Below are 14,684 nucleotides of genomic sequence, written 5' to 3'. Positions count from 1 at the left end.
AGAGAGCCGATTAGCTAGGGGACACTGAGTCCTCTATTTTAACCAAAAATAGGATTTTCACACTTTATCGGACATTGGGTCCTCTATTTAGCCAATATAGGCTAAAAGTAGAGAAATTCTTCAAAATAAAGGACTGAGGGTCCTCATACCTTGGAAAACAGTACGTTTTTAGAAAAATAGAGGACTATATGTCCCCCACTTAGTCAAAAAGCAGGCCAAAAGCCTGCTTTTTCCCTTACATTAAGTTGTGGTTTTGGTTTGGCATACCCATCATTCCATACTGCCCTTGACCAGGCATTTGTGGTTGGTTGATGGACGCATAGCCAGTAGTCATTTGAGTCATTTCTTGTTGAGAAAATTGTGGTACTTGGTAATTATGTTGTTTGTTTTGATATAAGAAAAGTTCATAAGCCATTTCGATATGGTTTGGCACGCTGTCAGCAATGACACGACGTAACACCGGGTTTGTAACTTCTAGAGCTGCCATTGACATACCAGATACACTAGCTTTTACTAACCCTAATAAATGACCTGCAACCTTGCTGTCACTAATTTGATCAATGGATTGCATTGGCTTTGCTGGTTGGCTTTGTTTTAAGCCGTAAGTAACATTGTTGCTTTGCTTCATCATATAAGTTTTTGTTTCTTGAGAAGGCTTTTGGCCTGTTTGGAAGCATTCGATAGTTAGATTGTACTCTTCTAGCATGAAGTAGTATTGACGATCTAGGATATCAATTAATTCTTGATCCTTGATAAACATTCGATGCATCATGTATTGATCTAATGTGCTAATCATACAAGAGATGACCTCTTGCATATCTAACACTTCATGTCCTCCATGGTTCATCATATGTGGAACCTGAGTAGAATCTGGCATGTTGACATGGTTGGTTTGAAGCTGATTGTACTGTTGATGTTGCATGAAATTACCCCCATTAATGTAGTTTTGATACGGATATATTATTCTCTAAGCGGAGAAATCTATTTCATAATTGATTTGGTAATTGTAAGGTAGTTTTTTCCAATAGCAGTCCTTATAGATTTTTTTGAATAGAATTAGTTGAATTTCTAAATAAATGTAAAGCACTTATGACGAATTTTGTCTATAATTGAGGTAACGATATATGTAGAGTAAGGAGGGGCCTTCATTCATGGAACTCATAAGAGAACTAGAGCATAAGATTGAAGAGCTATATAGTCTGCTTGAAGCCTTCAAAAAATTGAATTCGAATATTGCCATACAGGATGTGTTTGAAAATATCTTGTATCAAATGGTGCAGGTTGTAGGAGCAGAAGCAGGTACTCTTTGGGTAGTGGATGAGGAACATCAATTCATTGAGGCAAGTGCAGCCTCAGGCCCCAATTCTTCAACTATTTTAAATATAAGGTTAAAAAAGGAAGAGGGCATTGTTGGTAAGGTGATTGCATCTGGTGAAGCACAGCTTATTGAGGATGTGTCAAAGGATCCTGCCTGGGCTATGAGGGTTGACCAGAAGAGTGGATTTGTAACTCGTTCGATGATTACCGTTCCTCTTATTGCAAAAGGGGAAGCAATTGGTGCATTACAGCTTCTTAATAAGAAAAATGAGACCTTTTTTACCGAACAGGATGTAAACCTTGCATTGGCATTAGCTAGTCAATCTGCCCTCGCTTTACATAATAGTCAAATGTACGATCATTTATATAAAATGTTCATCAGTGTGATTCGGACACTTGCCAAGGTATTAGATGCTCGTGACCCTTATACAGCAGGACATTCAGAGCGTGTTGCAAAATACTCAGTTTGGATTGCCCACCGTTTAGGTCTTTCAGCAGAGGAATGTGATGAGCTTTATAAGGCTGCCTTGCTTCATGATATTGGAAAAATCGGAATCTCCGATGAAGTGTTAAGGAAGCCGACTAGATTATCAAATGAAGAGTACGATTTAATGAAACAGCATACTGTCATTGGTGCAACCATTTTATCTAATATGGAACCAAAAAAATCGATGCTGCATGCCATTCAAACGGCACGATCTCACCACGAAAGAGTGGATGGGAGTGGCTACCCCGATCGTTTAGCAGGTGATCAGATTCCATTCTTCGCGAAAATCGTGGGAGTTGCCGATACCTTTGACGCGATGACAACGGTAAGACCCTATAGTAAGGGGCATACCTTTCAAGAGGGAGCAGCCGAGTTAATTAGATGTAAAAACACATTATTTGATCCAACAATTGTTGATGCTTTTACGGCTATTTTAGAGGAATGTGGTTATCAGCCTGATCAATATGAAAATGCTGGCTATAACAAGAGGGAGTTTCTATGAGTCAGTTTGAATTTCTATTAATTGGCCATTTGATTGGTGATTTTCTACTGCAGACATCATGGATGGCACAGTATAAAGCAACAAGATGGGTACCTTTATTAACGCATGTGACTGTCTATACCATTGTCATTGCAATCTTTGGGTTTCTTTCAGGAGGACTTTCAGTCTGGGGAATTGCCATTATCTTTATTGGTCATGTGATACTTGATCGGAAACGCTTTGTTACCTTTTGGGTAGAAAAGGTTCAGCGAGCAGAAGGACCAAGTAAGGGATGGCTGTCAATTGTCGCCGATCAGATTTTCCATCTCATTTTATTAGCCATCGCGATATATGTGTAGTAGGGGAGTTAGGTAGATGAAGCATTCAGCTAAGAAATATGTCATAGAACAAGATTTTCCACTCTCAAAGGAAAAAGTGTGGGAGCTGCTAGGTGATACTGACCGATTAAATCGGTTTATTGGCTTATTTCCTGTTACGTTTAGTCCTGCGGAAAAGAAAGGCTCTGACACCTTTTACCGATTGGCTGAAGCAAAAGTTGCAGGCTTAGTTCCAATCTCATGGCGAGAATATCCCTTCCAATGGGTGGAGAATGAATCCTATACAGTCGAACGTCGATATGAGAAGGGGCCCCTATATCACTTTGAAGGCGGAATTGAATTATTCCAACAAGAAAACGGGACAAAAGTCCGATTAATTGGTGAATTTACGCCCCGCAATATCATCGGCAAAGTAGCTCTTCCGTTTACAGGGGTCCGGTCCATGCATCTGACAATGAAATATCTGAAGGATTTTCTAGCTACCTCCAAAGAAAAACAACCATCCTTTACACCTAAAAATGTAACAAACAAAGTCAATCTTCCAGAATTAAATAAGCTAGAAAAACAACTTTATAGCATGCCGGTTAAAACGGACTACATCTCACATCTTCACCAACATCTCATTAGTAAGCTAGACCATGATGTGACTGAAATGAGGCCGTACCAGTTAGCACAGGCTTGGGATGTGGATCCAGAAGAACTCCTCAGACTGTTCTTATATGCCACAAAGGTTGGAATCCTTAATTTGAGCTGGAATTTAATCTGCCCTAATTGCCGAGTATCAAAGGTTCATTACCAGACATTATCACAGCTTGAAAATCAGTTCCATTGTGATTTATGTGGAATTAATTATGATACCAATTTTGAGAATTATGTCGAACTATATTTTTCGGTCCATCCTTCGATTAGAAAGGCATACGCACAAACATACTGTGTGGGAGGTCCAATGATTTCACCTCATGTGAAGGTTCAAAGGGTGATTGAAAAGGATGAGACCGTTGAGTTACCTATACCTAGAGGCCCAGAGCAGTTACGGATTCGGGTACTTCAAGCCAATCATATGTTGGAAATCAGCAAAAAATCAACCGGTAATGTAGAACCTGTTCCGCTTGAATATCGTGACACTGGTTGGTCACTTTCTAACATAGTGCTTGGGGAGGAAAATACGCTAATCAAGATTAAAAATACGAGTTCAGAAGATATCGTGGCGGTCATTGAGCAAAGTGAGTGGAGCCAAGAGGTCGTAACTGCAGCAAAGGTAACGGCTTTACAGGAGTTTCGTGACCTGTTTTCATCAGAAGTTTTAGCACCTGGTCAGCAGGTTGGCATCGAGAATGTCACCATTTTATTTAGTGATTTGCAAGGGTCTACCTCTCTATATGAACTCGTCGGGGACGCACAAGCTTACGGACAGGTTCGTAGACACTTTGATTATTTAACAGAATGGATCTCCAAGAATTCAGGTGGGGTTGTTAAAACGATTGGAGATGCGGTCATGGCTGTTTTCCATAAGCCTGAGGATGGCATGAGAGCAGCTCTTGATATTCAAAAATTTGTGTCTGAGTTCAATGAGAAGAACAGTGGAGAGATTATCTTAAAAATCGGGTTATATAGTGGTCCTGCGATTGCCGTTAATTTAAATGAACGTCTTGATTACTTCGGTAGAACGGTCAATAATGCAGCTAGGATCCAAGGGCAAAGTAGTGGGAATGATATTGTCTTTAGTCAAGAGTACTTAGACAGACCTGCCATTAAAACCATCTTAAATGAAGAAGACATCACTTTAGAACATTTCCAGGCTAGGTTAAGGGGAGTAGCAGATTCCTTAAACCTCGTTAGACTTCAATTTAAACATAAAAAATAGATAAGACTGAGGGTTAAAAGACCCTCGCTTATCTATTTTTTTGATTACGCAGCCTTTTTCAGCTTACTATTTTCCTGATACTTCTTAATATCAGCACGAAGTAGAATCGAGATAATAAACGCAAACGTGATCATACCAAGGAACACATAAAAGACTGGAATATAGCTACCGCTTGCTGCTCTAATTTGGTTTACTAACATTGGTCCAATAATCCCACCAAGAGACCAGGTGGTTAGAAGGTATCCATGTATAGCACCAAGCTGTTTTGTTCCAAATAAGTCTCCGATAAATGCCGGAAGATTGGAGAAGCCTCCTCCGTAACAGCTAACCACTAGTAAAATAAGAGCTTGGAACAAGAGAGCATTTGTTGTATTCGGAAGCACCGCGAATGCGACAATTTGAATAATAAAGAAGATGATGAATATATTGTAGCGACCAATATAATCAGAGGCTGTCGCCCAACCAAGTCTTCCCCCACCATTGAAAATCCCCATGATTCCCACCATGGTCGCAGCGGCAGCAGCAGACAATCCCACGACATCTTGTGCCATCGGTGATGCAACCGAAATCATCATAATTCCTGCACTTGTATTGATGAGCATCATCGTCCATAGCATCCAGAAGTGTTTCGTTTTCACAGCCTCTTGGGCTGTTAATTGTCTAAGGTCCTCTTTTACCTTTTTCTGAGCTGTGTCAGCATTTCCTTGTTTCATAGATTCTGGCATCCAGCCCTCTTTTGGTGGAGCAATATAGGAAGCACCGAGAATCATGACAATGAAATAGCATGCTCCTAAAATAAAAAAAGTCGTTGAAATGCTTGTTGTGACAATAAGGTTTGCAGCAACTGGAGCTGTGATCAATGCACCTGCACCAAATCCAAGGACAGCCATCCCTGTTGCTAGACCCCTTCGATCTGGGAACCATTTAACAAGAGTAGAAACTGGCGAGATATACCCAATACCTAATCCAAGTCCACTCAATAATCCATATGTAAGTAAAAAGGCAATTGATGAGTCGAGTAGGACAGCGACTCCGGAACCCACTTGACCTAACCCAAACAACACTGCTGCGATCAAGGCTGACTTCCTAGGACCCCATTTTTCAACGAATCTACCGAAACCTGCAGCGGTAAATCCTGCAAGAGCCATCATGATGGTGAAAGCTAGAGTTACATTCGTTTCAGACCAGCCCATTGTTTCAATGAGTGGCTTTTTATATACGCTATAAGCATAAGAAGCACCGATTGAAAGGTGAATTGCAATAGCGGATAGTGCAATTAGCCATCTGTTTTTTAATTTTGTATGAGTCATCATAATCCCCCTTAGTTGTTTAATTTTTCCAAGTATTATTTTATGATAACGTTTACATGCAAAATAGTCAAAATATTTTATTTTTATAAAAAATACACAATTGTTCCTTTTTATAAGTTATTCTAGTTGAAGAAGCACCTGTAAAAATTTACAAAACATTTATGATATTTTCGCAAACTATTAATATAAAACCGCTTTTTTTAAAGAATCTTTTTCGTACAATAAATAATAGGGAGTTAATAGGGGAGGAAACTAGAATGAAGCGCTTTACCAAGGAAGAAAATAGCTGGGTCCTTTATGATTGGGGAAATTCTGCATACTCTGTTATTATCTCTACAGCCGTTTTTCCACTCTACTATAAAGCATCTGCAACCGAGGCAGGTGTAAGTGCAGCCAATTCAACTGCCTATTTAGGTTATACCATTGCGATCGCAACCTTTATCTTGGCCATGCTCGGTCCTATTCTTGGAACAATTGCCGACTATCAAGGATTTAAAAAGAAATTCTTTAGCTTTTTCTTTTCATTGGGTGTGTTATTTACGGGAGCTCTTGCCTTTATACCTACTGATCAATGGCTTCTTCTATTAATCTTTTATACGGTTGCTGCAGTTGGTTCTGCAGGGGGAAATATATTTTATGATGCGTTCTTAGTAGATGTTACCACCGAGGAACGAATGAACCGGATCTCTACACGAGGCTTCGGGCTTGGGTATATCGGAAGTACAATTCCATTCATTATTAGTATTGGAATCATTGTATTAGCTCAAAATGAGATTCTTCCGATTGCAGTTCCGACCGCTAGTAAGATTGCCTTTGTCATCACAGCATTATGGTGGGGTATTTTTGCGATTCCGCTTCTGAAAAATGTTCATCAACGTTATTTTATTAAGAGAGAGCCTAATCCTGTCGTAAGTAGCTTTAAACGCCTAGGCAGAACACTTAAAGAAATTAGAAAATATCGAGCACTATTTTTATTCCTGCTTGCTTATTTCTTTTACATTGACGGAGTAGGGACAATTATTACAATGTCGACAGCTTACGGTTCAGACTTAGGAATCAGTCCGACTAGCTTGTTAATTATATTATTTGTAACACAGGTTGTCGCGGCACCTTTTTCACTATTATACGGAAGACTTGCTGAGAAATTTACCGGCAAAAAGATGTTGTACGTTGGAATTATCGTTTATATTATCGTATGTATTTATGCTTATTTCTTAGAAACCACTTTGGATTTTTGGATTCTTGCGATGCTAGTGGCGACCTCACAGGGAGGTATTCAGGCCTTAAGTCGTTCCTATTTTGCGAAGCTTGTACCGAAACAGCATTCGAATGAGTTCTTTGGTTTCTATAATATCTTTGGGAAATTTGCATCCATCATGGGTCCTTTACTCGTAGGGGTGACGGCACAGGTTACCGGAAATTCTAGTTTTGGTGTATTCAGTCTAGTGATCTTGTTCATTATCGGGATTATTATCTTAGCTTTTGTTCCTGAGGATAAGGTAGCATCAGCATAGTAAATGGCTAGCGGCATATTCCACTTCTCTTTCGTACATACTATATGAAAAAGGAGTGGATCGGCTATGTCTCAACGAAATAATGATCAATATAAGGTCGTAAAAGGTCCAAAGGCGAAGGAGTCAAAAGTAGAAGCCAGCTATGAGTATTTAACTGGCAATGAGACGTCTTCACCTAAGGATAAAGGTAAGAAATAATTTTCATATATTCATTCACAAAAAACAATTCTATAATCGGAATTGTTTTTTCTTTATTGTTTTAGAGGATCGGGCATTAACCAGACTATTTCGCAGAGACGTACAAAGAACGTTGATTCTCGTTCTTGTAGGAGGACGTGATCTGGTTTTACATCCATGATCATTCCGCTGACGCGACCTCTTGATGTTTCCATTACAACAGCTCTACCCACGAGTGTACTAACGGCGGAGTATACATAGGGTTCTACTACAATAACCTGCTCTAGTTGCATGGTTTGAGCCGGTTGCATGGGCATCATAGTCATCGGCTGGTTTCTATACATATGATTCATCTTATTCCCTCCAACTAGTATTAAATATAAAGGTCTATAAAAACTATCTATTATACCGATTAAAGAAATCTATAGATTCGAATACTATGACGGATCCGGCATAATCCAAACAACTTCACATAATCGTACAAAAAAAGTTGATTCCCGCTCTTGAAGTACAACATGATCCGGCTTGGCATCGATTACCATTCCTGACACATTTCCTCGTGTTGTTTCCACCACTGCTCGTTTTCCTACAAGTGAACTAACCGCAGAATATACATAGGGCTCTACCACTACTACCTGTTTTGGTTGCATCATCATTTGTTGGGGTTGGTTCACTTGACGGTACATCATATTATGCATTTTGTTTGCCTCCTTGTTTTAACATACACCTTCAATTTATGCAGGTGTGGGTAAATTGCCCTAGGCATCAATCTATTTTCTTTAACCAAGTACATGACCATTTGCCAGTTCTATTTATTTTCATCCTTCTATTGGATAGGTTAATATATAGAATAAGTGTTAATTACATGTTATTTTACGATCAATATTTAATTGAATATAAATGGGGGTTTAACCTTGAAACAGGCCAATGAGCTTTTTCAAGAAGCAAAGGATTTTATTACAATTTGTTATACAGAGCTAGGTAGAGAAAGTGAAATTAGTGATAGATTACGTGAAGTTGAGCTTCAAATTAATGAATTTGGTTATTACGTGCATAGATACGAAGAACTAGCCCATGGAGCAAAATTAGCTTGGAGAAATAGCAATCGATGTATTGGTCGGTTTTTCTGGCAAACGCTTGACGTTGTTGATGCTCGTCAATCTCAAACAGAGGAAGAAATATTTAAGGCTTTGCTTTTCCACATCAAAACTGCCACAAATAACGGAAAGATTAGGCCGATGATCACGGTTTTTAAACCAAATTTGAATGGTCAAATACGGATTTGGAATCATCAACTCGTAAGGTATGCAGGCTATGAGACCGAGGATGGTGTGCTCGGCGATCCTGCTTCGATTCCTTTTACAAAGGTATGTGAATCACTAGGATGGAAGGGTAACTATACGAATTTTGATGTTTTGCCATTAGTCATCCAAATTAATGATGAGGCTCCAAAGTGGTGTGAGATCCCTGATGAGACCATACTTGAAGTGCCTATTCACCATCCTGAATACCCAGCTTTTGAAGATTTACAGATTAAATGGTATGCTGTACCGATTATTTCTGATATGAAATTAGAAATTGGCGGAATTGAGTACATGGCAGCCCCTTTTAACGGCTGGTATATGGAAACTGAAATTGGTGCAAGAAACCTGGCAGATTCGTTTCGGTATAATCTGCTGCCAAAGGTTGCTTCCATCATAGGGTTAGATACAAGCAGGAATTCAACCCTATGGAAGGACAGAGCATTAGTGGAGTTAAATATTGCAGTAATCGAATCGTTTAAATCAGCTGGTGTGAGCATTGTCGATCATCATACTGCCGCAGCCCAGTTTAAGCGCTTTGAAGAAAATGAAGATAAAGCTGGACGAGAGGTTACCGGAGACTGGACTTGGCTAATTCCACCGGTATCACCTGCCGCAACTCAAATTTTTCATCACTCATATCAAGACAAGCTTGTTTATCCGAATTTCTTTTATCAGGAGCAACCTTACAGAACTAATGATGAATAAAAACCAAAAAAGAAGTGAAAAAGGATGTGCCCTTCTTCACTTCTTTACTTTATTGGGTTAGCTTGTTATTTAAATGGCGGTTCGACGCAATGTCGTTTTGACCATCTAATAAATGGTTCATTCCTCTTACTAATGTATCATCTTCTAATAAACTCCAAATATGATATCCAAAATCCTCTCTTTTCAAGAGAACTTCTTCCAACACTTGAACCGTACCAAAGTCATTTAATTCATGTGCACGGTTAATGGTCTTTCTCATCATTCCTTGAATTTTTATTTCATGCTCCAGGTCATTACGTAAAAAATCACGCATGGTATAGCGACCTTCAGCTTCATGCTTAATATAGGATATCTCATGCTGTGTGACTGGATGTGCAGTTGGTACCACCCCAAGCCTTGCTACCCGCTCACCAACCATATCTATATGTTTTTGCGTGACTTCAATATGCTCATCAAGGATATGATGAAGACTTCCGAAAGACTCTGCACCTTCTGTTAACCAATGGTGCTTCGTATATTGATGTAGAGCCACATTTAATGCACATAAATGCTCGTCTAGCATTAGTCCCATCTCTAATCGGGTATCGACTGGAAGACTTATTCCTGACCCTTCTTGACGTGCAGTTCTTGGTTCCTGACGTAAAATCATTTCATCACTATGTTGATTCATATGTCCTGGCATATTCGGATCAAATCCAGATTTAGAAAGCTTAAATTCTCCTGGTGAAAAACCATTACCACCCTGTGTTTGCATCTCATTTCCCCTCTTTTCTTAATAAATAATTGTAAAGGAGTATGTGAAACATGAAACGTCTCCTAACATCAATACTTTCCCCTTTATTCATATCGTTCAATATGCTAATTACTGTAAAGGCAAAGGACCCTCACATTACAAGGGTTGCTAACACCAAGACTGCAAAGCTACACTAAAATCAAAAAAAAAAGCTGATCCAGTGGATAGCTTTCTTCTAATAACAAATACTTTATATTAGTTGTGTTGTTGTTAATTCTGACAAACACTGCTGAAGACTTAAGGTTGTTTCACTTAATTGATTCAATAAAGATTCCTTCGGCCATTTTAGTTCTTTTTCTTCAAGGTCCTTCCATATTAAAAGTAGCATCCATATGGAAAATGCTGATGCATATAGGTAGTATCTATTTTTAAAGTTTTGTTTCTCTTTCTCTTCTGTTAATTGACCCATTTGATTGAGATAATGAGCTAGCACCTGATTTCTTAATTGACTAGTTATTTCATTCTTCGGAAATATAGGATGAGATAGATCAATTAGATGATAAAGATCCCAATAGGGAGAATTCAAGTGAGCATGTTCCCAATCTAAAACATACATCTTATTTAAAGAAAACGCATAATTACCAAGGTGTAAATCACCATGCGAAAAAACTTTTTCTGTTGAAAACTCCTGTTGATTCAGTAAATTATATAAGTGTTCAATTGTATCCATAGAAATACTTAAAGTATTCAGCTTTTGACTAATTACATTCTTATTACTAATGATATGGCTAATCATGTCCTCAATTAATGGCTTTGGCCCGTTTAGTCCTGTTAATTCTGCTCTATCTATAGATATTCCATGCCACTTTGCCATTAGATTCGTAACCTCTAATAAGGTCTCCTCATTATATGCATGCTGCAATGTTCCTAAATCCTCAATGATATACCAGTTTAAATAAGGTACATTATGAAGGGAATAGGAGAGAATCTTAGGATACATAGTTGGGTTTATGGATGTAAGGATATTCGTTTGAATCCAAATTTCTTTCCCTAACTGGTCATTATTTGTCAGCGGTTTAAAAATATAACTCTCTGTAGGAGTTATATAAATGCGCTCGACATACCTACCATTCATACCTTTGTAAAGTATTTCTCTTTTATATAACATTTCACTATTGAGTTCACCAGTTGGCAATACCACTTGATTTAATACGTTCAATTTTCATCATCTCATTCATTTTCATATCGTAACTATTGTCATTATATAATATCAATCTATTCCTATTCCTCTTTTAACAACAAAAAAATCCCAAAAATTCTTGGGATTCTAATCCTGCTTTATTATTGCTTCATTTCCATCCAGCTGCCAACATGGTGAATGGCAATTCCACCATATGCTGAATAGCTTGAATAATGGCGTTCAACGGCTTCCAGCTCTTGCTTCATATAGGCTTCTCCTTCTTCATAAAAGGAAATTTGGTCGCCCTCTTGGGTTTGTCCCGTTTCTACGCCAACCACGACAGGTTTTTCATATTTAGCTCCATAGGCGATTTCATTGCGGACAATCTCAATGATACTAGATGCTGAATCACGATAAGCCATGAGGGTAACACCATCTACTTTAGAAATGATCCATTCAGCTAGAATGCCTTTACCATACAAATTCTTATAGGTTATTTCATCAAACCAAAATGGCAGATCCATTTCTAATGGAAGCTGTAAAGCATCTGTCCTCGTTTTTGCCTTTAAAATGAGCTCTTGAAATTTTTTAATGGTGGTAGCTTGATTTGAAGTCCACCCGCTATACAAGTATGGCTCTACATCTAAGTGAACACCTGAAAATTTTTGTGAATCGGTAGATCCTGTTTGGTAATTTCCAAGCCAGTTCAACGTTCTATTTTGTTCGATATATCCTTTCGGTGCAACCCAAGATGGTGCCCCGTCTAAAGCATATACACGAATTCCATGTAGCGATGCCTTTTCAATAAAGCTTCTGTAAACTTTCATCTGTAGATCACGATCAATTTGGATATACACCTTATTGACCTGTTTACTTTTTAAAAACTCAAGGGTACCTGCTTCATCATTTACAAGCATCCATGGGTTCCATAGCCAAGTAGCCTGATCCTTTGTGGAGGCTTCTGTGTTTACCACTGTACTAAAAGTTAAAACAAAAATACTAAGCATCATTACTAGAATTTTTTGCATAAAAAAAAGTCCTCCATTCTGAAGCCCAAGGCCCCTAGAATGAGAACCTGGCAACCTGACGACCGTACGCAGCTGCGTTTAGGCTCATGGCTTTGCGTCCTTCCCTTTCGGTGAAGTTTGCCTTTTCAGTTAATTTGTTACCCTCATTATATTCTATCAATGGAGATTCGTATATTGTTTTTTAGCGGTTTCAGATGCTATAAAATTTGGAATTATTCAGCCTATCAACCTAGTCAGTTGATTCCGTTACAGGTATTCGCTTTCCGCGGGCGGTCTCGTGAGCCTCCTCGGCGCTCTGCACCTGTGGGGTCTCTCTCAACACGCTTCTCCCGCAGGAGTCTCATACCTTTCACTCCAACAACTTCAATTAAATTGGTTATTGTTTCAATACCCATTATAAAAGAACTTCTTCTATTGAACCCATAGTTTAAACAAGCCTTCTGTTACTCCTAGGTTGTACATATAATACACTCCAAATACGGCACTGATTACTCCCGTTGCTTGGGTAAATAGTTTGTTTATGCCTAGTTTTTTGGAGCTTAATATGAATGGTATTCCTAGAATGGTGGTGAAGCCTAGCATGCCTATAATGGTGCCGACTCCAAATATAAGTATGTAGAAAATACCTTCCCACATTCCATTTACTGTGCTCATTGTTAATAAAATCATGGCGGCACTTCAAAAGAGCAACTCTCTTCATGTAGAGTAGAGCCTTACAACTAGGGTAAAAATGCGGTTTTTGGGATTTTTATAAAACAACAATCTATACAAAAAAACAGCCTTTCCAAACCACTAATACTTACGCAGGCTGAGAAGTTCTTTTCCGAGCAGTTCCTTTCTAGCAAATAGATGAGCTTTTCCTATAAGTCCTTCTATTACTCTAGTATTCATACCGAGGATACGAACTACGATTCCGTTTCCCGGTACTGTAGTTAGACCGACTCTAGCAATCGTTTGATCATCAACCGATAAAAATTCATATAGTGAGTGAAGAAAACTTTTATTAATCAATGGATGAAATATCACGAGTGTTCCCACATGGGTGTATCCTTCCATCTGCATAATTCCCGTCATGTCTTGATCCGGTTCTAGTAATAGATGATCAAATAAAACGAGCTTCTCCTCTTTGTACACCTTTAATTTAGAACGAATCCAATCATATCGGAAATAGCTCCCATCCTCTGCCCAACCTGGTGTAATAATTTCGCTATAAATCAAACAGGCACTCTCTTTTAAATAGACGCTTGTTTCCTGAATAAACCGGGAATTTTCATAAGCGATGAGCGGATCTGGTACAAACTCTAGTACACTATTCTTGCCAAGCTTTATATTCATCATTTGAAGAACCGGCTTACGGACAGTCTTATATACCTTAGTTGATGATTGGGTAGTGACTGAGAGTTCCGCTCCGTCCTCTAGAGTAAGATTCGTCAAATACGTGTCACCATCTACATACCCACCCCCAACATGAATGAGATAAATGGACGGGGAGTGATCCTCAATATAGACTGGACGCGTAATTTTAAAAGCTCCCTCATAATAGCAATCTGAAATCATCGTTTTATCACGACGATTCCTTGCCGTTAACTCTAGTACACCGGTATGACTCATGATTCCAATCCGATGAGTAGAGCCTGCTTTTTAATCCATTCGACCACCTGTTCTAAACCCGTTTCGTCTTTTAAGTTAGTAAAAATATAAGGTCGATTTCCTCTTGCTGCTATCGTATCCTTCTCCATAATTTCTAAGCTCGCACCAACATATGGGGCAAGGTCGATCTTATTGATGATAAAGAGGTCAGACTTAATCATCCCTTGACCACCTTTTCGAGGAATCTTCTCACCTTGAGCGACATCGATAATATAAATAGAGAAATCAACTAGTTCAGGACTAAAGGTTGCGGCCAGGTTATCCCCACCACTTTCTACAAAAATCAACTCAACATCAGGATGCAATTCCTTTAATTCTTCAATGGCTGCAAAGTTCATCGAAGCATCTTCTCGAATCGCTGTATGTGGACAGCCTCCGGTTTCCACACCGATGACTCGGTCTTCTGGTAACACTCCATTTGTTATTAAAAATTTGGCATCCTCTTTTGTATAAATATCATTTGTGACCACAGCCATACTTAGTTCCTTATGCAGGGCTCTTGTTAGTTTTTCAACGAGCATTGTCTTTCCAGCCCCTACAGGACCACCTACTCCAATACGAATGGGTTCCATTCATTCTACTCCTTCGTTTAGTTA

General features: G+C 38.9%; 15 protein-coding genes, 1 pseudogene and 1 riboswitch. Of the genes and pseudogenes, 6 read left to right on the top strand and 10 right to left on the bottom strand.

The features are described from left to right. Positions 1-235 precede the first annotated feature (235 nt). A complete protein-coding gene (locus tag M1D60_RS00495; protein WP_456277277.1) occupies positions 236-922 on the bottom strand; it encodes a spore coat protein in 687 nt (228 codons plus the stop codon). Positions 923-1,151: 229 nt separating this feature from the next. Here M1D60_RS00495 and M1D60_RS00490 point away from each other — a divergent pair, with 229 nt between their 5' ends. The 3 genes from M1D60_RS00490 to M1D60_RS00480 are packed head-to-tail and all read left to right on the top strand — an operon-like array spanning position 1,152 to position 4,487. Further along, entirely contained in the window at positions 1,152-2,306 is a 1,155-nt protein-coding gene (locus M1D60_RS00490) for an HD-GYP domain-containing protein (protein ID WP_456277276.1), read from the top strand. Next, positions 2,303-2,644 carry a DUF3307 domain-containing protein gene (locus M1D60_RS00485; protein ID WP_456277275.1) on the top strand — a complete coding sequence of 114 codons (342 nt, stop codon included), beginning with the start codon at positions 2,303-2,305 and terminating at the stop codon, positions 2,642-2,644. Before M1D60_RS00490 ends, M1D60_RS00485 begins: the two co-directional genes overlap by 4 nt. A gap of 16 nt (positions 2,645-2,660) precedes the next feature. Then, positions 2,661-4,487: an adenylate/guanylate cyclase domain-containing protein gene (locus M1D60_RS00480; RefSeq protein ID WP_456277274.1), complete on the top strand. Its 1,827-nt coding sequence runs from the start codon at positions 2,661-2,663 to the stop codon at positions 4,485-4,487. Between the two features lie 44 nt (positions 4,488-4,531). On the opposite strand, the gene M1D60_RS00475 is transcribed toward M1D60_RS00480, so the two are convergent. Continuing rightward, on the bottom strand, positions 4,532-5,800 hold the full coding sequence (locus tag M1D60_RS00475) for an L-lactate MFS transporter (protein WP_456277273.1): 1,269 nt from the start codon (positions 5,798-5,800) through the stop codon (positions 4,532-4,534). Between the two features lie 254 nt (positions 5,801-6,054). On the opposite strand from M1D60_RS00475, the gene M1D60_RS00470 reads away from it, so the two are divergent. Further along, positions 6,055-7,311, top strand: a complete 1,257-nt coding sequence (locus M1D60_RS00470) for an MFS transporter (RefSeq protein WP_456277272.1) — start codon at positions 6,055-6,057, stop codon at positions 7,309-7,311. 66 nt (positions 7,312-7,377) lie between these two features. Further along, entirely contained in the window at positions 7,378-7,509 is a 132-nt protein-coding gene (locus M1D60_RS00465) for a hypothetical protein (RefSeq protein WP_456277271.1), read from the top strand. 53 nt (positions 7,510-7,562) lie between these two features. On the opposite strand, the gene M1D60_RS00460 is transcribed toward M1D60_RS00465, so the two are convergent. Together M1D60_RS00460 and M1D60_RS00455 are read right to left on the bottom strand one after the other, a co-directional pair. Beyond that, the gene (locus M1D60_RS00460; RefSeq protein ID WP_456277270.1) at positions 7,563-7,814 is read right to left on the bottom strand and encodes a DUF2642 domain-containing protein; all 252 of its coding nucleotides are present in this window, start codon (positions 7,812-7,814) and stop codon (positions 7,563-7,565) included. A gap of 111 nt (positions 7,815-7,925) precedes the next feature. Beyond that, positions 7,926-8,186 (bottom strand): YuzF family protein, encoded by a 261-nt coding sequence (locus M1D60_RS00455; protein WP_456277269.1) that lies wholly within the window; start codon positions 8,184-8,186, stop codon positions 7,926-7,928. 216 nt (positions 8,187-8,402) lie between these two features. On the opposite strand from M1D60_RS00455, the gene M1D60_RS00450 reads away from it, so the two are divergent. Further along, the gene (locus M1D60_RS00450) at positions 8,403-9,497 is read left to right on the top strand and encodes a nitric oxide synthase oxygenase (protein ID WP_456277268.1); all 1,095 of its coding nucleotides are present in this window, start codon (positions 8,403-8,405) and stop codon (positions 9,495-9,497) included. A gap of 49 nt (positions 9,498-9,546) precedes the next feature. Here the strand turns inward: M1D60_RS00450 and M1D60_RS00445 are convergent, their stop codons facing one another. From M1D60_RS00445 to ureG, 6 genes and pseudogenes are all read right to left on the bottom strand, one after another. After that, entirely contained in the window at positions 9,547-10,251 is a 705-nt protein-coding gene (locus tag M1D60_RS00445) for a Dps family protein (protein WP_456277267.1), read from the bottom strand. A 229-nt stretch (positions 10,252-10,480) separates the two neighbouring features. Further along, positions 10,481-11,449 carry a phosphotransferase gene (locus tag M1D60_RS00440; protein ID WP_456277266.1) on the bottom strand — a complete coding sequence of 323 codons (969 nt, stop codon included), beginning with the start codon at positions 11,447-11,449 and terminating at the stop codon, positions 10,481-10,483. 122 nt (positions 11,450-11,571) lie between these two features. Beyond that, positions 11,572-12,438 carry an amidase gene (locus M1D60_RS00435; RefSeq protein WP_456277265.1) on the bottom strand — a complete coding sequence of 289 codons (867 nt, stop codon included), beginning with the start codon at positions 12,436-12,438 and terminating at the stop codon, positions 11,572-11,574. A gap of 46 nt (positions 12,439-12,484) precedes the next feature. Next, positions 12,485-12,570, bottom strand: a riboswitch (cyclic di-GMP riboswitch). A 279-nt stretch (positions 12,571-12,849) separates the two neighbouring features. After that, positions 12,850-13,116: pseudogene (locus M1D60_RS00430) on the bottom strand (urease accessory protein UreH); the annotation flags it as partial. 114 nt (positions 13,117-13,230) lie between these two features. Further along, complete coding sequence (locus M1D60_RS00425) at positions 13,231-14,049, bottom strand: urease accessory protein UreD (protein ID WP_456277264.1); 819 nt, start codon at positions 14,047-14,049, stop codon at positions 13,231-13,233. Further along, positions 14,046-14,660 carry an urease accessory protein UreG gene (gene ureG, locus M1D60_RS00420; RefSeq protein WP_456277263.1) on the bottom strand — a complete coding sequence of 205 codons (615 nt, stop codon included), beginning with the start codon at positions 14,658-14,660 and terminating at the stop codon, positions 14,046-14,048. The genes M1D60_RS00425 and ureG overlap by 4 nt, the downstream gene beginning before the upstream one ends. Positions 14,661-14,684: the final 24 nt, after the last annotated feature.

The organism is Bacillus sp. AK128, assembly GCF_053903075.1.
Note: the sequence above shows the minus strand (reverse complement) of the source record. Positions and strands in the feature narration are given on the sequence as shown.

Excerpts from the sequence above, each read along its gene's own strand:
- M1D60_RS00460 (WP_456277270.1), bottom strand. The coding sequence starts at position 7,814 with ATGACTATGATGCCCATGCAACCGGCTCAAACCATGCAACTAGAGCAG.
- M1D60_RS00475 (WP_456277273.1), bottom strand. The coding sequence starts at position 5,800 with ATGATGACTCATACAAAATTAAAAAACAGATGGCTAATTGCACTATCC.
- M1D60_RS00455 (WP_456277269.1), bottom strand. The coding sequence starts at position 8,186 with ATGCATAATATGATGTACCGTCAAGTGAACCAACCCCAACAAATGATG.
- M1D60_RS00485 (WP_456277275.1), top strand. The coding sequence starts at position 2,303 with ATGAGTCAGTTTGAATTTCTATTAATTGGCCATTTGATTGGTGATTTT.
- ureG (WP_456277263.1), bottom strand. The coding sequence starts at position 14,660 with ATGGAACCCATTCGTATTGGAGTAGGTGGTCCTGTAGGGGCTGGAAAG.
- M1D60_RS00445 (WP_456277267.1), bottom strand. The coding sequence starts at position 10,251 with ATGCAAACACAGGGTGGTAATGGTTTTTCACCAGGAGAATTTAAGCTT.
- M1D60_RS00425 (WP_456277264.1), bottom strand. The coding sequence starts at position 14,049 with ATGAGTCATACCGGTGTACTAGAGTTAACGGCAAGGAATCGTCGTGAT.
- M1D60_RS00490 (WP_456277276.1), top strand. The coding sequence starts at position 1,152 with ATGGAACTCATAAGAGAACTAGAGCATAAGATTGAAGAGCTATATAGT.
- M1D60_RS00435 (WP_456277265.1), bottom strand. The coding sequence starts at position 12,438 with ATGCAAAAAATTCTAGTAATGATGCTTAGTATTTTTGTTTTAACTTTT.
- M1D60_RS00480 (WP_456277274.1), top strand. The coding sequence starts at position 2,661 with ATGAAGCATTCAGCTAAGAAATATGTCATAGAACAAGATTTTCCACTC.
- M1D60_RS00495 (WP_456277277.1), bottom strand. The coding sequence starts at position 922 with ATGCAACATCAACAGTACAATCAGCTTCAAACCAACCATGTCAACATG.
- M1D60_RS00465 (WP_456277271.1), top strand. The coding sequence starts at position 7,378 with ATGTCTCAACGAAATAATGATCAATATAAGGTCGTAAAAGGTCCAAAG.
- M1D60_RS00470 (WP_456277272.1), top strand. The coding sequence starts at position 6,055 with ATGAAGCGCTTTACCAAGGAAGAAAATAGCTGGGTCCTTTATGATTGG.